Annotated in this window: 18 protein-coding genes and 1 riboswitch; of the genes, 9 read left to right on the top strand and 9 right to left on the bottom strand. The window is 46.4% G+C overall.

Annotation, left to right across the window (positions count from 1 at the left end):
* Positions 1-48 precede the first annotated feature (48 nt).
* The gene (locus tag L2082_RS01590) at positions 49-360 is read left to right on the top strand and encodes a two-CW domain-containing protein (protein WP_446008331.1); all 312 of its coding nucleotides are present in this window, start codon (positions 49-51) and stop codon (positions 358-360) included.
* 159 nt (positions 361-519) lie between these two features.
* Here the strand turns inward: L2082_RS01590 and L2082_RS01585 are convergent, their stop codons facing one another.
* From L2082_RS01585 to L2082_RS01565, 5 genes are all read right to left on the bottom strand, one after another.
* Complete coding sequence (locus L2082_RS01585) at positions 520-1,437, bottom strand: hypothetical protein (RefSeq protein ID WP_446008332.1); 918 nt, start codon at positions 1,435-1,437, stop codon at positions 520-522.
* A gap of 320 nt (positions 1,438-1,757) precedes the next feature.
* Positions 1,758-2,564, bottom strand: coding sequence for a hypothetical protein (locus L2082_RS01580; RefSeq protein ID WP_446008333.1), 807 nt, complete (start codon positions 2,562-2,564; stop codon positions 1,758-1,760).
* On the bottom strand, positions 2,561-3,478 hold the full coding sequence (locus L2082_RS01575) for a hypothetical protein (RefSeq protein ID WP_446008334.1): 918 nt from the start codon (positions 3,476-3,478) through the stop codon (positions 2,561-2,563). Before L2082_RS01575 ends, L2082_RS01580 begins: the two co-directional genes overlap by 4 nt.
* A 396-nt stretch (positions 3,479-3,874) precedes the next feature.
* Positions 3,875-3,954, bottom strand: a riboswitch (cyclic di-GMP riboswitch).
* 516 nt (positions 3,955-4,470) lie between these two features.
* Positions 4,471-6,855 carry a hypothetical protein gene (locus L2082_RS01570; RefSeq protein ID WP_446011377.1) on the bottom strand — a complete coding sequence of 795 codons (2,385 nt, stop codon included), beginning with the start codon at positions 6,853-6,855 and terminating at the stop codon, positions 4,471-4,473.
* A 347-nt stretch (positions 6,856-7,202) separates the two neighbouring features.
* Positions 7,203-8,003 carry an outer membrane protein gene (locus L2082_RS01565; RefSeq protein ID WP_446008336.1) on the bottom strand — a complete coding sequence of 267 codons (801 nt, stop codon included), beginning with the start codon at positions 8,001-8,003 and terminating at the stop codon, positions 7,203-7,205.
* 447 nt (positions 8,004-8,450) lie between these two features.
* On the opposite strand from L2082_RS01565, the gene L2082_RS01560 reads away from it, so the two are divergent.
* Together L2082_RS01560 and L2082_RS01555 are read left to right on the top strand one after the other, a co-directional pair.
* On the top strand, positions 8,451-8,576 hold the full coding sequence (locus L2082_RS01560) for a hypothetical protein (protein ID WP_446011376.1): 126 nt from the start codon (positions 8,451-8,453) through the stop codon (positions 8,574-8,576).
* 20 nt (positions 8,577-8,596) lie between these two features.
* The gene (locus tag L2082_RS01555) at positions 8,597-8,866 is read left to right on the top strand and encodes a hypothetical protein (protein WP_446008337.1); all 270 of its coding nucleotides are present in this window, start codon (positions 8,597-8,599) and stop codon (positions 8,864-8,866) included.
* Here L2082_RS01555 and tnpA read toward each other — a convergent pair.
* From tnpA to L2082_RS01535, 4 genes are all read right to left on the bottom strand, one after another.
* Entirely contained in the window at positions 8,817-9,272 is a 456-nt protein-coding gene (tnpA, locus tag L2082_RS01550; RefSeq protein ID WP_446008338.1) for an IS200/IS605 family transposase, read from the bottom strand. The two genes, L2082_RS01555 and tnpA, sit on opposite strands and share 50 nt — an antisense overlap.
* A 164-nt stretch (positions 9,273-9,436) precedes the next feature.
* Complete coding sequence (locus L2082_RS01545) at positions 9,437-11,041, bottom strand: caspase, EACC1-associated type (protein ID WP_446008339.1); 1,605 nt, start codon at positions 11,039-11,041, stop codon at positions 9,437-9,439.
* Positions 11,025-11,420 carry an effector-associated constant component EACC1 gene (locus L2082_RS01540; RefSeq protein ID WP_446008340.1) on the bottom strand — a complete coding sequence of 132 codons (396 nt, stop codon included), beginning with the start codon at positions 11,418-11,420 and terminating at the stop codon, positions 11,025-11,027. The genes L2082_RS01545 and L2082_RS01540 overlap by 17 nt, the downstream gene beginning before the upstream one ends.
* A 2-nt stretch (positions 11,421-11,422) precedes the next feature.
* Complete coding sequence (locus L2082_RS01535) at positions 11,423-12,472, bottom strand: DUF6414 family protein (RefSeq protein WP_446008341.1); 1,050 nt, start codon at positions 12,470-12,472, stop codon at positions 11,423-11,425.
* Positions 12,473-12,750: 278 nt separating this feature from the next.
* Here L2082_RS01535 and L2082_RS01530 point away from each other — a divergent pair, with 278 nt between their 5' ends.
* The 6 genes from L2082_RS01530 (at position 12,751) to L2082_RS01505 (ending at position 19,093) form a co-directional block, all read left to right on the top strand.
* Positions 12,751-14,445: an AAA family ATPase gene (locus tag L2082_RS01530; protein ID WP_446008342.1), complete on the top strand. Its 1,695-nt coding sequence runs from the start codon at positions 12,751-12,753 to the stop codon at positions 14,443-14,445.
* Between the two features lie 64 nt (positions 14,446-14,509).
* The gene (locus L2082_RS01525; protein WP_446008343.1) at positions 14,510-16,204 is read left to right on the top strand and encodes an AAA family ATPase; all 1,695 of its coding nucleotides are present in this window, start codon (positions 14,510-14,512) and stop codon (positions 16,202-16,204) included.
* Positions 16,205-16,351: 147 nt separating this feature from the next.
* Positions 16,352-17,572 carry a high-affinity branched-chain amino acid ABC transporter permease LivM gene (gene livM / locus L2082_RS01520; RefSeq protein WP_446008344.1) on the top strand — a complete coding sequence of 407 codons (1,221 nt, stop codon included), beginning with the start codon at positions 16,352-16,354 and terminating at the stop codon, positions 17,570-17,572.
* A 66-nt stretch (positions 17,573-17,638) separates the two neighbouring features.
* Positions 17,639-17,914 carry a hypothetical protein gene (locus L2082_RS01515; protein ID WP_446008345.1) on the top strand — a complete coding sequence of 92 codons (276 nt, stop codon included), beginning with the start codon at positions 17,639-17,641 and terminating at the stop codon, positions 17,912-17,914.
* Positions 17,899-18,588, top strand: a complete 690-nt coding sequence (locus L2082_RS01510) for an SAM-dependent methyltransferase (RefSeq protein ID WP_446008346.1) — start codon at positions 17,899-17,901, stop codon at positions 18,586-18,588. Before L2082_RS01515 ends, L2082_RS01510 begins: the two co-directional genes overlap by 16 nt.
* 136 nt (positions 18,589-18,724) lie before the next feature.
* A complete protein-coding gene (locus L2082_RS01505) occupies positions 18,725-19,093 on the top strand; it encodes a hypothetical protein (RefSeq protein ID WP_446008347.1) in 369 nt (122 codons plus the stop codon).
* Positions 19,094-19,398: the final 305 nt, after the last annotated feature.

The raw sequence follows: 19,398 nt of genomic DNA, 5'->3' as shown, positions 1-19,398 counted from the left end.
TGGTTTTTTTTATAGAAACATGAGGTTGAAAAAAAGGAAGATAAGCAAATGAAGAAACAAGATTGCTGGGAAGCCAAGAAATGCGGGCGGGAGCCTGGTGGTATAAAAGCTGATGAATTCGGGGTGTGCCCGGCTGCTGAAGAGCAAAGAGCTGACGGAATCCATAGCGGCACAAACGCTGGGCGTTGCTGCTGGGTGGTTGCAGGCACCTTATGTAAGGGCGCAGTTGCCCAGGGTGCCTATACAGAAAAGTTTGGTGATTGCCAGAAATGCGATTTTTACGCCACGGTCAAACAGGAGGAGGAACCACATTTTAAGATCGGCTTATCCATCTTAAAGGAGATACGGGCAAAGAGGTGAGCTATAAAAGAACTCACTTCCGATTTAGGAATCTGCCAGGACAATCTCCACCAGTCCAACATTGGTGGAGATTTTGTGCTCAAAAAAAATGTAAAATCGGAATCTCCATTTTAAAAGAGATTCGGGCAAAGAGGTGAGCTAAAAACACTCACTTCCAATTTAGGAATTTGCCTGGACACTCTCCATCAATTCAACATTGATGGAAATTTTAGACTTACTCCTGAGATATTTATCAGCAACAGGCGTGAAATATCCCGAGACAGTTCCTTCAACCAATTTCTGTTCCATATCCAGTATCGAACGGAGTTCTTTAAAAATCTTGCTGGCCATTTTTTCTGCAGCCGATGGCATGAATCGGCCCGTGTCGCTGTTCGCCATTACACTGAAAACGATAAACTCTTTTTCAATGTTCCTGAGTTTTTCTTTAATCTCCTTGGAAACGAATTTCTCATCAGCCTCCAGAAGCTCTTTATATATCTTCTCAGTCTGGTCAACAACCTGTTTCAACTCTGTTTCGTAATCAGAGTCAGCTACTCCCCATGCCTTCATCAAGTAGAGGGCTGCCAGCCGTTGCGATTCCATGCCCAATTCAGCAACCAGAACCACATCATGCTCTCCTTTAATGCCGGTCTCCTCTGAGATATTCTCGGCAACCTCTTCGCAACGTGTCGTGAATTTCTCAACCATCACTCGAAGGTCATGCATTTTTGTTTTATCCGGTTTCTTTTTAAATTCCGGTTTGATCTCGTACCAGAAATTCTCAATGTCAACAATCTCGGAAGACAGTTTATCATTTAGTTTATGCCCTTTAAGATCATTGATCTCCTTATCCATATCCTCCAGGTTTTCTTTCAGATCTTTGGCTGGATCATGATAATCCACCCCCATGCCGATCAAGGTGTAATCTTTTAAAATGCGGTTGGCCTGCATACAGATGTCGGCCATGTCATGTACATCTTTTGCTGAAGCTGTGGCCGACACCTCTGTGCAGAACAACAAGATAATACTGGCTGTCAAGGTCAACAGCATTCTCGTCTGCATCCAGTTGCTTTTTTCATCTTTTTTCTTCCGTTTCATGATACTTTCTGATTACCTCCAAAATGTTTGTGGTTTGTTGCGTGAAGTCATGCCGTTATTTCGCATATAACTCCCATCCCTCCTCTTCTGAGAGGGATAATAACAAAACATGAAAGTTAATGGGGTGACTCTCCAAGGAATCACTCGGTACTTTCCTGTAAACACCCATCCCCCCCTCTGGGGCGGGACAACAAAACATGAACATACTGATTTCAAAAAGCTGGTCAGTATTTTCATATTAATCGGATTGACAGTCCTGCAAAAATATATTTATCGTCACAGGACTGCCCTTTTCACTCAACGCATTCGCAGTTTATTCATCATTTTGCGTTTGAACTCGCTTTTTTATGGTGGAAGTCTTCCAATACCTCAAGTTCATTTACCAGCTTTTCTACCGAAGCAAGAACAATCACAGGCAAAGCACCTCGTTGAATATCAACAAAGAATTCCTTGGCTACTGGCCAGAATTCGTTAATTTTGTTGCGACTGGTCAAAGTTATGCCTTCGTACTTGGTATATGCATTGACTTTAGCCAAAGTGCTTTCAAAATCCTGTACAGCCTGCTTCAACTGGACAACATTATTATAGTCATCAAAACCGGCCTGGTAAGCGATGTAGAACTTGTTGATTCTCTCCAGAAAAAAAAGCATCTCTTCTACTGCAACCAGCATTTCTTCCTCGGCATTCCCTTTTTGCATATGCTGCTGGGCAACAAACTCAGCTCCCTCCAGCAACGATTCGCTGTAATCAATCATCAATGCGCCGTTTTCCTTGCTGTAGGGCTTATCAACAAGATTCAACAGTTCTTCCGTGGTATATTCAAGATAGACCACGATATTTTTTTCTTCTTTGCTCCCCTTTGCCAGCCCGTCCTGAATTATAATCAGATCCTTTTTTAGACGAGCAAGACTCTTTTTCAAATCTTCGGTCGCACGGTCCACGCGGACACCCTGTTGCTTATAAAAATATGCTTTGGTGATTGTTTGGCTGGAAAACTTAATATTTTCAGCAGCCTCAACTGTAAGCAGTTCACGGTTTGAATCCGCAGCCAATGCCGGGGTAAGGTATAAAGCAAAAATTATACCTGCTACTGCATACTTCAATGTCTTTATTGTTCCGAATTTCATGATTTGATTCCTCCTTTTGTATGTACTATTCCTGTAATTGCTCTGAAAATCTCCCCTGCTGTTTTTTCATCAGCTATTGGGGTAAAATAACCTGACACGGTTCCTTCAACCAGTTTCTGCTCCATCTCCAGTATCTCACGAAGTTCTTCAAAGATCTTGGACGCCATTTTTTCAGCCGCAGATGGCATGAAGCGGCCTGAGTCACTCTTGGCCATAACGCTGAAGGCGATAAATTCCTTTTCAACCTTTTTTAGTCTTTCTTTAATTTCCTGAGAAACCAGTTTTTCATCAGCTTCAAAAAGTTCTTTGTAGATCTTCTCGGTCTGGTCAACAATCTGTTGTAACTCTGTTTCGTAATCAGAGTCAGCTATTCCCCATGCCTTCATCAGGTAGAGGGCTGCCAGCCGCTGCGACTCCATGCCCAGCTCAGCGACCAAAACCACATCATGCTCTCCCTCAATACCGGTGTCCTGGGCAATATCTTCGGCAACTTCTTCACAGCGAACAGTGAACTTCTCAACCATCTTCCGAAGATCACTCATTTTGCTCTTATCCGGTGTTTTTTCAAATTCCGGTTTGATGGCATGCCAAGATTTCTTAATTTCCTCAATCTCTGCTGCTATCTTTTCGTTTTGCTTATGTCCCTCAAGATCCTTGATTTCATTTTCAATGAGTTCAAGGTTCTCTTTCAGGTCCTTGGCTGGGTCATGATAACTTACACCCATGCCGACCAGAGCATAATCCTTTAGGATACGATTGGCCTGCATACAGATATCCGCCATTTCATGGACATCCTTTGCTGATGCGTTTGCTGATACTTCTGTGCAAAAAAACAGCGTGGTAATCGCTGTCAGTACCAGAAGCACCCTGTTGGGGACGTGGATAATTTTTTTACCAATGTGTTTTTGTTGCATGTTCTTTTTCATCCTCTTGTTCGTTTAAATATTTGCACGAAATACGTTATGTATTCCGTACGTAAAAATACTATCTACAAAAAATCAGGTATGATTTTTATTGACTCTGAAGTTGATTATTACTGCCTGAAAAACAGCATAGGTTTTGCCTTTCAAAATATATGTATTTTGAGAGGCAGAATACATGTATTTTGAGTTGCGAAATACGCATATTTCGTGAATCAAAATATAGGTATTTTGATATACAAAATATGGGTATTCTGATTCTTGTTTTTTATACCAGGAGTGGCACGAAGGGGAGAGACGGGTAGTAATGTGCTACCAGGAGCACTGGGAAATGTACGTGAAAGAAAAAAAATCTCATAATAAACCTTCCGATAGAAGTTACAGGTAAAAGCAGGTAACCCGGCTGTCTCCATCATTGGAGACCCGTGGCTTTCCGACACTGCCTCGCAGCAGCTGTGGCGTTATCAACTTTCCGTTTCTTATCGGAAAGAAGGTATCAAATAAAGTTCAAATGCGTTCAACAATGCGTTGCCACTACATGACAAAGCATGTTCTGAGTAGTGAAAGAACAACTCCTTTCAAACATCACATTGTGGCATTTATTAGATACTTTTATTATATCCAATCAATTTAAACAGTTAAACGACATATTTTCATATTAATGCTAAAAATATGCCACTTCCTATAATTATACCTTTTTCCCTTCTAAGGGGCTATTTTTCCAGATAAAAAAGGGGGAAGACAATATCCTTTTTGCAATATCTGTCTGTAGCTCCCCTCGTATTTCTGTATAATTTTTCATACCGTCAACACTATAAAGTTTTATTTTTTATACAGAATGAGGCGAACAGGAAGAGGTATTAAAAAAACAGGAAGGTTATATTATGGGACGCACTTGCGAGGAGAAAAGAGAAGAAGCAGGCGTTCCTGGAACACAGAAACGCCTGAAGGAGTAAGGTGCAGGAAAAAAATGATATTACAAGGTATCAATACCCTGGCTCAGGGGCAACCTCAAGATCATAGGGTTCACCTTCCCTTGATCCTGGAAATGAATTCCCTTTTTTTTGTTCTTCATCCAATATTTTATGCAAAATAGCGGTCAGGCAACCAGGTTGCAGATAATCCTGCCCTCGTCCGTTGGCAAAAATAAATGATGATTTTGCAGCCATATCCTCCCAGGTAATCGTTGCCGGGTTCTTGGCTACAGTTTCAAAAAAATTACGATTATAAGGATCATTGATAATCGCCATTCCAGTGCCAATAGTGGCCAGGATATCAATATGACCATGAAACATCCGGGTAAGTTTGGTATAGGCTTTCACTCCACCGCAGGAGCCCAGGCTGAGAAAACGCTGCCGCTTGGTAAGATCATGCTCAGAAATCTGGTTATTTTCTTTGAGTTTTTCCAAAGGATCGGTAATTTGCTCTGAACGCCAATACGAATGACCACGTTGGGCAAACATCTCATCATCTCCCTGGAGAAAACGCTTCATCAATAACTGCTGGTCAGCTTCATTGGCATACACATATACAGAATGACGTATGGTGATTCCATTGACCTTTTTGACAAAAACCACTGCAAAAGGACTCCGCCGCATGGTATCAAAAAGCGCAGCTAATCCTTTACCTGACCGGGACCGTTGCACAGCCCGCTTACTCACCTTCTGCACAGCGACCTCTTGATACGGGCTGTACTGTTCAGAATATTGTATCTGATAACCATGCTTGAGCAGGTTCCGGGCGTTGGAGACAAAGGATTTCCGGCCATCATCATCAGGATGAAAAATCGAAATTGAACCTAATTGCTTATCTTCCTTCCAGTCCGCAAAAGGTGTCAACAGGTACTTGTCCAGATCCACAGCCCCGTTGCGTTCAACAGTCTGTTGGATAAGTTGCTGAGCTGGCTTATTAAGCAGGTCTGGATATTCCTGTAAATAATATTGAAGAATCACAGTAATCAGCTTGCTAAAGCTGGTCCGTCCGTTATCAGCCTGAACCATTTTATCAATCAGATAATATCGTACATCCGGTTTGAGCACTTTGAGCAGATGGCGAAAGGTAGCAGAAAAAAGAAGTATAGAGTCCTCATCCTTAAAAGCAGAGGCTGCAACTAAATCCAGAATTTTCTCCTGTTCAGCAGCGTCTTTTGGGAAAAAAGTAGTGAGCTTCCCTTTTTGAGCCAGACTGACAATAAAACTGGACACCAGATGATTTGACGGGTCAGTTGCCTTGAGAAAAGTGAGCAGGTTCTTTTCATAGCCTTTATGGATTCTCTTTTTCAGGATAGGCACCAGAATATCCCGAAACGAAGAATCGTAGAGTTCGCTCCCCTGGGCCAGCAAGGCATAGATATTTGCAGAGGTCAGGTCCTGAGAAATCTGGGTGCGATCTGCTGTGGTTGCTTTACGCAGTATCCTGATCATGCTGTTTTTTTTGCCTGCCTTAAAGGCATTCAGGAAATGACCTCCATAGTTTGTCCTGGTCTTTTGAGAGAGCTTGTCAAAAAGCCTTTTCAATTCTTTTTTGGACATAGACTGGAGCGTGGCACTGGAATACTCCATTCCGTATTCATCGCTGACAGCATGCAAACTGTTGATCCGCCAGATCAAATCTTCGCCAGCAGCATAAAAGGCATCTAAAAGCTGCGTTCTTTCAGGGACGTCATATCGATAATACTGCTTCTCCTGCACATGGACCGGATGGGCAAAATAGCTGATAAGCCATCGCCAGGCCGCATTTCTGGTTAATTTATTCTTTTTGATCAGGGTACGCATGTTCCAGGCAGCATCATCGCGCAACTGCTGAAAGAGGGGTAAGGCATCTGTCACGGTTACCGGATCCATCCTCCTGGCTTCTGCAAAGGCCGCATAAGCCCATGCCTGTTTATCAGTAAAGGTATCAATGAGCGTCAGGTTGTCCAGGGCCTGCTCTACTTTCAACCCACGAACCGTAAACATCTTACGGGCAGCAAAATTCCCTGAAGGCTCCATTGCCACGATTTGAGGAATGAGCAAGAGGATTGCATCAGCTCGCTGATCAGCAATAGTGAGAAAGGTTCGAAGACATTTTACCTCTTCACGGGTCAGGTCTCTGATAGCCTTAATGACTTGAACTGCCAGCGGCATTGTCGCATGAGGGAGCTTTGTCCAATCATCAAAGGCAAGGATTTGATCATAGGAAATCTTTTTGTTGTCCAACTCCTGCCAAATCTCTTCACACCGGGCAAAATTCGCTCCAGGCAGGAGACTGATTTGGCGGGTAATCCGCTGGGAGTTATAGTCCATCTGTGCAATGACCTGTCTCCCATACTCCAGTTCCTGTGCTGTCAGGCCTGGTATCCGGGAAAAGCTTGCCATGGTTTTTTGAACCACAATTTTACTGGAAGCGTTTGAGGCAGCCTGGACAGAAAGAGGAACAAAGGTGAGAAAAAAGAAAAAGAACAATGCGAGAGACCAGCACAGGGAGTCTCTTATTTTTTGGGATGATACGGATGCAGCAGATAATGCGTATAATACATACATAAGGGAAAAAATATATTGAAGGACGTGGGAAACCCCGATTTTCCGGGACAGAATTGTAGGAGCAGACCTGCGTGTTTACCCGGCATAAAAGGGCGAACACAGAGGATCGCCCCTATGGTACCTACGGCACCTACAATAATAGGCAGGAAATTTCTTATTGCATTCCTTGTTGTTCAATGATGGGTTGATTGAACAACTTAGAATGAATAACGAACAGAGGCATTGATAGCACTGCTTTTCAGGTCATCAACCCGGGACATCTCATGATCCCGGCCAAACTCCACATCACCGGTTCGCAGGTACTCATAGCCAAGATCCACAGCCATATTCCGAGCAACATCCATAGCTACACCAGCTCCGGCTTTATAGGCAAAGGTGACTTCGCTGTCATCGCCATCAGCAAAGGCCATTTCAACCTTGGCCGTACCTGCGCCTGCTGTGCCGTACACAGAAAAGGGGCCGTAAACAGGAACGCCATAAAATCCGTTCAGCATAGCTGTGCTGATTGTAATATCAGAAAGATTTTCACCTTTGATATCAGCGGTTCGTCCGGCCAGTTCCCCTTCAATGCGAAGATTGCCAAACTGGCGTCCAGCAGAAAAACCAAAGCCATATCCTGTATCTGTGTCTGCTTGATACCCGTAATGTGCTTTATCAAGATCCAACGAACCCATCCAGGTCAGCTGGGCCGTGGCCTTCACATACCAGGGATTATGGATCTCCTTTGTTTTCAGCTTTTCAATCTCCTGAAGATTGTTTTGGATATCAGCAGCATTGGCCTCAATCGCCTGATCCTGACGTACCTGACTCTCCTCCAGGGCCTCAAGCTGTTCATCCTGCCGGGCCTGACTGGAATTCAACTGATCAATCTGATCCTGACAATCAGCAGGACAATCCGCCCCCAAGGAAGGCGGCATGATTTTCATATTACCGGCCATTCCAGGGGCTGCTGTGAACATCAGGGCTGAAATTGCTGCTGCGCTTAATATTTTTTTCATAACGCTCTTCCTTTTTTTATTCCCGCTGGGAGAAGTCTTGTAAAATAATGGCCTTCCCTCCCTTTGGGGAGAGACAACACATTATGAAAGCTGGTCAATGGGGTAAGTGATTTATCAATTACCCGACACTTTCATATAAATTTTCCTGGTAAAGTTATGCTTAATGTATCCGATCAAAGGTAAAAAAGCAAAGAAGAAACTTGGCAGTATCAATTTTTGCACTTTCTGAAAAAACAAAAACACTGGGTTGATATGGTAAAGAAGAACAATATTTAGTACCTTCTGTCTTCTCGTAAAACTTCTTTGCTCTTTTTGCTTTTCTTCTTCTCTAGATATCGTTGAATTTCCTCAACGGAAAACCTATTCAGGTATGCTCAGGGTGTTACCCTGAGCTGGTTATATACAGCCCCGTTGGGGCATTGATAATTCCGTTATTATCGCAGGGGAATGTCAATTTCCTTCCCGGATTTTCGAGCAGCAACAAAGGAGACTGTTGAAGAGGCAGATGAGCATGTCGTAACGGTTCAGCAAGGGGGAAAACCAAGGAAGCAAGCCTGCGATGCGGCAGCGTAGCTTGGAAAAATAGGAAAGTAGTGCCCCTTGATGAGTTTTCCATGCTCCTGAACGGTTTTTCCGTGCTCCTTGATGACTTTTCTCTGCTCCTCGGTCATTTTTCCACGCTTCTGTATGATTTTTCCGGGCTGTTTTGCCGTTTTTCACCGCTCCTTTGTGATTTTGCCCGGCTGTTTCATCTTTTTTCCGGGCTGCGCAAGGGGAAAAACACAGGCCGCAGTAACACCCCGTGCAAACAGTTCAATCCCACAGATACTTTTCATCGTACTTCATCCCATACTTCTGCATGATCCGACGAAATTCATCCTGAAAAGAAAGCTGCCGATGATGTTCCTCCTGCCGGGCAATATATTTTTTTAACGCATCAATATGTGACGGGCTGACAGAAAAAACGCCGTACCCGTTCTGCCAATGGAAATTGGAGGTAGTTTCACTCTGCTGTTTGAGCCAGCTTGAGGAGGTACGCTTGATATCCCGGACAAAATCCGCCACCGTTATGGTGCGGGACATGATGCAGATAAGGTGTACATGATCTGCGATACCACCGACTGTCACGGCGGGAGTACTCAATTTCCGACAAGTCCCAAAAAGGTAGGCATGGGTTTTCCGGCGCACTTCCTTGTCGGCAAGAAAGGGGATTCTTTCCTTGGTGGAAAAGATGATGTGGAGATATATCCTTGTGAGGGATTGCGGCATGGTGCAACCTCTTATATTTTGGGATGTGCGCTCAGGGTGTTACCCTGAGCTGGTTATATACAGCCCCGTTGGGGCATTATGTTTTCCTTGTACGGCGGCTTGACGAGTCAACGCATACCCCGAAGGGGTTATACAATTCCAGCACGGGGTAACACCCCGTGCAATCACTGTCCGTCGCGCACCAGCCGCACCGCAAAGTTGTAGGTGCGGTTGAGGATGTGGGAATAGCCGTCGTAGAAATCGACGTACCACGCGTTGACCGAGTAGTCAGCATCCGGCGACCCGGACCAGACAGAGTCAGTATTCGGAAAAACCTGCTGGTTGATAGTCGGACTTTCATAACCATTCTTGCAGTCACCCTCTCTGTCTTTCCCTTTGCTGCAATACACCAAGGTTTTCAGTTCATCAACGGTCGGCAGCCGCCAATCAGCATAGCCCGCGTATTCAACATTCTTGAAACGCTTCACCGCATCATTCCATGTATACTCTTTGGCCTTGCCATCTTCGCAGTTCACACCGGACAAACCCTCTGAACAGCGTTTCCACATCAAACCGGTTTTCGTATCCGTTATCGTGCCATCGCCATGATTAATATATTGCCCAATTGTTCTTTCTTCCCGCACAGAAACAGTCTCGGGGCGAGACACCCATTGTTTCAAACTCCACCACCCAATTGCAACAATAAAGCCTGCAAAAACAAAACGCAAGAGCAGGTCGGCAAAAACATCGTAAAGCAACCAATTCCATAGATTCTTTGTTCTACTTGGCGTGTCCTTATCACCTTTTTGTTCACTCTCATTTGACAAGCAGGTCTTCACCCAACACTCAACAAAGTTTCCCGTACTGATCCGCTCATCAGCAAGCTGTTCAATCAGCAGGAGACATTCCCTGTCTTTGGTCGTCATCTCCTTGTCCGGCAAAGAAATGATATGCACCGCCTTACTGACGATACCGTCTGACAACCAACCCTGCGCAGCCAGTTTGTAGAGGATTGCCCGCAGCTTCTTCCGCCATTGTTCTTTGGCCTCCCTGCCGCTCCGTGCAACCACCAACTTCCCCTTCACATGCAGATCCCACTTCATGGGTTCCTGCGCCCCTTCCCCCTGCACCTTCTCATGGACATACTCATACAACTCCTGCATATCCACAAAGCCGTCCTCGTTCTTATCCGCCTCGCCGGAACGAATCCCCGCCACAAGATGCTTGGTGAACAGACCGTACTTATCGCCCTCCTTTTCCACTGCCACCTCAATGCCGGTGGAAGCAGTCATGATAAAGGTGCCCTGCCCTCGGGACACGAGCTGTAACTGATCGTCAACGCCTCCCCTGGCAAAATCTTTACCCACAGCCCCGCTGTAGCAGCAGTCCAGCAGGAGAATCTTCTTCCTGCTCGCGGAATGATCAAAGTAGGACTTGATTGATCCTGCCGGAATGGAGGTGGAACCCAAGGCCCGCAACTTAGTGTTTGCCGTGGCAAGACAGAGCTGTCCTGCCGGATTCAGCTTACCGTGTCCAGAAAAATAGATGAGCACCAGATCGTGCTGACCTGCCTCGCCCAGCACGGTCTCAATCCGTTCCAGTACCTCATGGCTGGGCCGGTTCTTGAAAACAAAGGTCTCGGTGAAACCCCCAAAATCCGACGAGCGCAACACGGCATCCAGCGCATCAACATCATTCTCCGGACAGCGCAGGTCCTTCAGGCCCGGTTCTTTAGGGTAGCTGCTGCTGGCAATCAGAATTGCGTAGCGTTTTTCAGCCGTTTCCGCCATTATCCGTATCCCTGCTGTGCTCACAGAGCTGTTGCACCGCTCGGGTGGTCTGTTCTATCCGGTCCGTTTTGAGATGTTCCGCCTCAATCTTCACCTTGCTGCCGTCTGCATTCTCTATTTCAATCCGCAGGGTCGGCTTACGCTCAACATAGGATTTCAGCACCTGCAACAAGGCCACAACTGTCCCGGAACTCAGGGCGGCAAGAATGATCTGACCGACAATCCCAATATCCCCTTTGGTCCCAAGGCCACCTGTTTCTTCAGGTAAACCGGCTGTCAGATCGGTCTCCTGATTCAGCGTCCGGGTGAGAGAAAAGACCAGCTCCTGAATATCCTCATCAGCTCTCTCATCATCGTGCAGGCTGAGTATTGCATCCATATCTACCGCCCTCCCCCCATCTCCCGATACACCAGTAGTGGAGACACCAGCACCCTGGGATAGCGACAGGTACGCACCATCTGTTCAAAGCCTTCAAAGCCACGAAAGACACTGCGGAAGCCCCGTTCCACCGCCTCTTTACTGGACAACTCACCGCCCTGAAATTCCTGGTGCGGATTAAAAGCAGCATCCTCTGGATTGGGCACAGAGCTGACAATCCCGAGCATGGTTAATTCCTCTGTAGGCACTGAGCCATAGGTAAAATGAAAAGCAGAGACATCCATGTCAAAAAAGTTTTCCTGCTTCAGATGGCCAAAGACCTGCACTGCTGTCTGCTCCTGATCCGGGTAGACCCGGAAATTAATGATACCAGGGATAAAGGTGTCAATCCAGGTCCTCAGACCGTCGAGAATCCACTGCTCCACCACGCCAGCCCTGGTATGGTTTTCCAGCAAATCCTGCAGCTTCTTCTTTTGCTCCTTGAGCGGGACCTGTTGAATATTACGGGCATTCCTATCCTTTATCTTGGCAATCTCTGCTTCTCTGGTCTTGATCTGCTCCACAAGCTCTTTATAGGCATCCGTGCTTTTGACGGCGGCCTTATTGCTCTGATTAATCAACTCGGCAATATCCGGGAAGGACTCAGAGATCTTTTTCATCCGCTCATAATGCTCAAGCACACAACGGCCTGTGACCTTGATGCAAAAGGTATCCTTCAAGGTTGCGCGAAACGCCTTATCCTGAATCTTTTCTGCCATCTTTTTGCCGGAAAGGTCTACCAACTGCCCTTGATTGTCCAGTTCCTGTTCCAACTCCTGAAACAAAGTATGATGGGGCTTTATCTGCTCCTGCGCCCCGTGCTCCTCCTGCGTAGCAGAATCACTTTTAAATATCTTAAAGTCATACTTCTTTTTGTTCTCAGCCTGACCAAGAGTTGCATAGGTGGACTCTCCGGCAGAAACAACAGCTCCGGTGAGTTGGTTGTACACAGAGAGAATTTTTTTGGTGTCTACATAGAGGTAATCGCAAAGGGAGATGTTCTTCTTTTTCATAGGTATCCTTATGATGGTTCGCTGTTCCGGCCAAGGGAAAAGATGGCTTGTTTTCTCAAAAAATACAGAGCATTCATAAACTGTTGTACTTACCAAAGAGCATATCCGCCTGTCAAGCTGAAGTCGGTGTCTCTTTGGAAAAGCCACATTAAGGGTACTTGACACGGCCCGGCGGGAAAGGTATTTTTCTTGATCATGATACTTCTTAAAAAGTATCACCTGAATGCAGCTACGATCCGGATTGCAATAAAGAAGGCATGTACCGAAAGAATACTCTTATGAAAATCCCTTACGGCATCAGTAATTTCAAATCCCTTATCACTGAGGGGTATCTTTATGTTGATAAAACACCCTTTATAGAATCTCTTGAGGCAACCGGAAAATACAACATCCTGCTCCGCCCCCGCCGCTTCGGCAAAACGCTTTTTCTCTCCGCCCTCCGGTATTATTACGATATCCGCTTCAAAGACGCGTTCGAGGAAATTTTCAGCGGTCTTGCTGTCGGTCACAATCCCACCCCGCTGAAAAACAGCTACCGAATACTGTTCATGGAGTTCAGTGGAATCAGCATAAATAATAAGGAGAGTATTGAGCGTGATTTCGCCCTTGAGGTCGCCGGAAGACTCAGAGCCTTTCTGAAAGAGTATCAATACCCTGCCGAAGAAATCCACCGGCTTGACGAGCACTCCTCCCCGGCATCTTTAATGAAGGCTTTTTTCAGGATCGTTAGAGAAGAAAAAATTTATCTACTCATCGACGAATACGACCATTTCGCCAATGCTGTGCTCAGTGAGGATCAGGAATTGTTTAATGCCATTGTGGGCAAAGGCGGGTTTGTCCGGGCCTTTTACGAAACCGTCAAGACCGCCACCATGGAAGGCATCATCGACCGCCTCTTCATCACCGGTGTGACCTCCATCACGCTGGACAGCATGACCAGCGGCTTCAATATCGGCAAAAACCTCTCGTTCAAAAAAGAATTCAATCAGGCCATGGGCTTCACCTCTCAGGAAACAGAAAGCCTGATCCGACCGCTTGTCGATATCTGCGGATTTGATGCTCTGGAAACGATGCGATCCCTGGGCACCTGGTACAACGGCTACCGCTTCAGCAGCCGTGCCAAGGAAAAGGTCTTCAACCCGGACATGGTTCTCTATTTCATCGACAGCTTTGACACGGACGAATGCCGTTATCCCGAACAGATGCTTGATGAAAACATCGCCTCGGATTACGGAAAAATCATGCGGCTTTTCAGTATCGGCGACCGGGAGAGCAATTTCCGTCTTCTTGAGGAACTGATCGTCAACGGCGAAATCCTTGGACGGCATAAAGGGAAACTTGATCTGGACATCAGCAAGCCCTTTGAATGCGACGATTTCATCAGTCTGCTCCTGTACATGGGGTTTATCACCATCAGCGGTGCAGTCCTGGACGAGCTGCTCTACCGGGTGCCGAATTACGTTGTCGAACAGCTTTATTATCGCTACTTTAAAACGGAAATCGAACTGCGTTCACAGATCACCATAGAAAACGACAGGATCAAAGAAGCGATCCGACAGCTCGCCCTGCATAACAATATCAATCCCCTGACTGAAGAAATCCGCAAGGCACTGGCCCTGTTCTCCAACCGCGATTTCATGCGCATGGACGAAAAGCATATCAAGGCCGTGATCCTGACCCTGCTCTGTCAATCCGGGGTCTATTTCATCCAGAGCGAACCCGAGATGAACAACCGCTACCCGGATATTCTCCTGCTGGAGCGTAACCCCTTCAAGGTGCGGTATCAGTTTCTTTTTGAGCTGAAATACAGCAAGAAGAAAGACGGCGCAAAGGGGCTGGAGGAAAAACGAGCTGAGGGTATCAGGCAGATCAAGGAGTATCAGCAGCTCGCAGATATTCAGCAGATCTCTGACTTGAAATCCTACCTTCTGCTCACCGACGGTAGCGGGATCGAGGCGGTGGCGGTTGGGTGATCGGGGCCTGATGCATGGCTGTTATCGCCTTTACCTGCATTGACCTGAATTCAAGAGGACAAACATGAAAATCCCTTACGGCATCAGCAATTTCAAATCCCTTATCACTGAGGGATATCTTTATGTTGATAAAACGCCCTTTATACCATCTCTCGAAGAAACAGGAAAATACAACATCCTGCTCCGCCCCCGCCGCTTCGGCAAAACGCTTTTTCTCTCCGCCCTCCGGTATTATTACGATATCCTTTTCAAGGATGAATTCGAGACTCTTTTCAGTAAGCTTGCTGTGGGTAAAGATCCCACTCCGCAGAGCAACAGCTATCAGATTCTTGATTTTGACTTCAGCGGCATTGAAACCGGCAGCCGGGAAAGCATTGAACAGGGATTCAACCGCAGAGTCGAAACAGCCCTGAAAAAATTCCTCAGACGCTATGGGTATAACCCGGAGGCCGCCGGGGTCATAGAAAACCAGGGGAGTCCGGCAGGAAAACTGGATTACTTCTTCAATGTCATAGGAGAGGCGAATATCTACCTGCTGGTTGATGAATACGACCATTTTGCCAATGCTGTGCTCGGAGAGAGTCTGGAGCTGTTTACGGAAATCGTCGGCAAAGGAGGTTTTGTCCGAACGTTTTATGAAGTCATCAAAACCGCAACAAGCCAAGGCATCATCGACCGCCTCTTCATCACCGGTGTGACCTCCATCACACTGGACAGCATGACCAGCGGCTTCAATATCGGCAAAAACCTCTCGTTCAAGAAAGAATTCAATCAGGCCATGGGCTTCACCTCTCAGGAAGTTGAAGGTCTGATCCGGCCGCTTGTCAATATCTGCAAACTTGATGCTCTGGAAATGATGCGATCCCTAGGCACTTGGTACAACGGCTACCGCTTCAGCAGCCGTGCTAAGGAAAAGGTCTTCAACCCGGACATGGTTCTGTATTTCATCGACAGTTTTGACACGGACGAATGCCGTTATCCCGAGCAGATGCTTGACGAAAACATCGCCTCGGATTACGGAAAAATCATGCGGCTTTTCAGCGTCGGTGATCGGGAGAGCAATTTCCGTCTTCTTGAGGAACTGATCGTCAACGGCGAAATCCTTGGACGGCATAAAGGGAAGCTTGATCTGGATATCAGCAAGCCCTTTGAACGCGACGATTTCATCAGCCTACTCCTGTACATGGGGTTTATCACCATCAGCGGTGCGGTCCTGGATGAACTGGTCTACCGGGTGCCGAATTATGTTATCGAACAGCTCTATTACCGCTACTTTAAAAAGGAAATCGAACTGCGCGCACAGATCACCATAGAAAACGACAGGATCAAAGAAGCGATCCGACAGCTCGCCCTGCATAACAATATCAATCCGCTGACTGAAGAAATCCGCAAGGCACTGGCTCTGTTCTCCAACCGTGATTTTATGCGCATGGACGAAAAGCACATCAAGGCCGTGATCCTGACCCTGCTCTGTCAGTCCGGGGTCTATTTCATCCGAAGTGAACCTGAGAGGAACAACCGCTACCCGGATATTCTTCTGCTGGAGCGTAACCCCTTCAAGGTGCGGTATCAGTTTCTTTTTGAGCTGAAATACAGCAAGAAGAAAGACGGCGCAAAGGGATTGGAGGTAAAACGTGCCGAAGGCATCAAGCAGATCAAAGAGTATCAACGGCTGGCGGATATTCAACAGATCTCCGCATTAAAATCCTATCTCCTGCTCACCGACGGCAGCGGGATTGAGGCGGTGGCGGTTGGGTGATCCTCACTTCTCTGAAAAAAACACTGATAGATTGCGTTGACAGAGCGATTCAGCTATGATGTGTTCAGGCAGGTCAGCCTCAGTCTTGGGCACAATCAGGGCTGACAACAAGATATCCTGCAAGAGTTTTAAGATCGCGCTGAATATATGAACACAACAATCATCTTAACATACCTGAAAAATGCCTTTCTGGTGAGCCTCTGGTTCTGCTTCCTCACCTTTCCCATCATGGTTATCAAGGTGAATCCCTATGAAGAGACGGTTGTCTGGCGTTGGCAGAATATGCTCTATGTGGGGTTGGCCAGCTTTTCCCTCTACCTCTTCAGCCGATTCTTTCTGTTCTGGAAGGCTGGTCAGCAGGAAAAGAAAAAAGCACAACCCAGCCCGGAGAGCAACAAAAAAAAATGGCAGCATGTGCTGTTCAATGAACCGAAAGTATTCCTGCCGATTATCGCTGTCCTTATAGCTGTTTTTTCCTCCTTTCCGTTTTTCCTCTCCACCTATCAGATCAACATCATGATAACCGCCCTGATGTACGTGGTCTTAGGGCTGGGCCTGAACATCGTGGTCGGAGTGGCGGGTCTGCTGGACTTGGGTTATGTAGCCTTTTATGCAGTGGGGGCCTATACCTATGCCCTGCTCAATCTCCATTTTGATATCGGCTTTTGGACAGCCCTGCCCATCGGCGGATTACTGGCCGCCTGCTTCGGTATCCTGCTCGGCTTTCCTGTCCTTCGTCTGCGAGGGGATTACCTGGCCATTGTCACCCTGGGATTCGGCGAAATCATCCGCTTGGTTCTGGAAAACTGGACAGAGTTCTCCCACGGCCCCAGCGGAATCGCCGGTATTCCCCGACCCGGCTTTTTCGGGATGGAGCTGTCTCTGGACCAATCCATCAACTATCTCTATTACCTGATGATCGCTCTGGTGCTCTTTACCGTATTTGTGGTGAACCGCCTGCAAAATTCCCGGATCGGGCGGGCCTGGTTTGCCCTGCGCGAAGATGAGATCGCCTGCCAGGCTATGGGCATTGATAAAACCAAGACCAAGCTCACTGCCTTTGCTTTGGGTGCCTTCTGGGCAGGTATGGTTGGGGTTGTTTTTGCGGCCAAGACCACCTTTGTCAACCCTTCTTCCTTTACCTTTCTTGAATCCGCTATTATCCTCTGCATCGTGGTGTTGGGTGGGATGGGATCTATCATTGGGGTGATTATTGCGGCCCTGGTTCTGATGCTGCTGCCCGAATACCTGCGGGCCTTTGCCGATTACCGGATGCTGGTCTTTGGGGCCACTCTGGTGCTCATGATGGTCTTCCGGCCCAAGGGATTGATTTCTACAGTGCACCGGACGTACAACATTGAGTCATAAAACCGCAGCTTTTTACAGAGAAAAACTATTATGGGCGAGACACGAACTCTGGTCAGTTTCGACTGGATGATTAAAAATGTCCTGAGCGACAAAGCCAGCAAAAAGGATATGATCGAATCAGCATATGAGAGAGGTATTGAACAAGGTACTGAACGAGGTATCGCAAAGGGAATGGAGAAAGGAGTCAGCCAGGGCGAACAAAAAGGAAGAGCTGAGAGGAAAAGAGAAATTGCGATTAAACTGCTTGCCTCCGGGAACTTGGATACAGGCGCAATTGCGGAAATTACGGGGTTGTCGATCAAAGAGTTTCAGGGGGTGCAGCAGATATGTCATTTCAACTGAAAGAAATTGTGCCGTGGGGTAGATCGTTCCAAGAATATGTGGCTATGTTTGCCCTGTCAGAGGAAGATCTTGCCAAGCAAATTCTCGGGTGTGGTGATGGCCCCGCCAGTTTCAACGCCGAATTGACCCAACGAGGGGGAACGGTTGTCTCCATTGATCCTCTCTACGCCTTCAGCATGGATGCTATCAGCAGGCGAATTGACGAAACGTTTGACAATGTCATGCGGGAAACGAACAAAAATAGAGATGAATTCGTTTGGGGACACATCCGCTCTGTTGATGAACTGGGTAAGGTGCGGATGAAGACAATGCGCAATTTTCTCTCAGACTACCCGCAGGGCAAGATCGAAAAGAGGTACCTTGCGGAATCGGCTCCTAACCTGAGTTTTCCTGATGACAGCTTTAGTCTTGCCGTATGCTCACATTTTCTCTTCCTGTACAGTGACCATCTTGATCTCCGTTTTCACATCGACACCATCACTGAACTTTGCCGTGTATGCAGAGAAACGCGGCTCTTTCCTTTACTTCAATTGGGAGCTGTGCCCTCTCGGCACGTCGTACCGGTGATCAAGCATTTTCGAACTGAGGGATACGAGGTGACATGTGTCCAGGTGCCCTACGAGTTTCAACGAGGTGAAAATCAAATGCTGAAAATCAGGAGAGTTGAGCTATAGCTATAAGCTATAACCAACAACATCATGAGCAAAATGACTGAAGCAAAAAACGAGATTTTGTTACGCAGATCATCACTCTTGTTGAAGAAAAACAAAAAGCTGTTCCCTTAACATAGAAAATGTAAGGTAAATCCCCATGAAACATGTTGCATCATTACGGTACGGAGTTGTCTTTAAGAAAGCATTCTGTGACCCAGAGATCTTTGTCGCATTTATTCGGGATATGCTGGGAATGGTTCTGGAGATCGAACAGGTTGAAACTGAGAAAGAATTCGATCCTCCCATAGGGTATGTCGCACCGCGTTTTGATTTGTTTGCAGAAGACAAGAAACACCGTGTCATAGTTGATATTCAGCATGCGCGCAGCATTGATCATTACGACAGGTTTCTTTATTATCACTGTGTCGCTTTATTGGAACAGATTGCAAATTCAAAAGATTATCATCCGGCACTCAAGGTGTACACCCTTGTGGTCCTGACTTCCGGTGACCGGTATAAAACTTAATGGCACGACTTTAAGGCTTGGCCTTTATGAACGAGTTGTATTTATTGAGAATTCAGAAAATTAATTTAGCCACAGATGTTAATGGCACGACTTTAAGGCTTGGCCTTTATGAACGAGTTGTATTTATTGAGAATTCAGAAAATTAATTTAGCCACAGATGTCATAACATATTGACACAGCTATTGATTTCTTGTAATAATGAAATTTTCACATCAATAAGCTACAGAGAGACATATGACATTTTCAAAACCAATCAAAAAAATCGGTCACCAAATTAACAAGCTAAAAGCCCGCTTCTGTCAATC

The organism is Candidatus Electrothrix sp., assembly GCF_052785085.1.
This window is presented reverse-complemented; position numbering and strand designations above follow the sequence as displayed.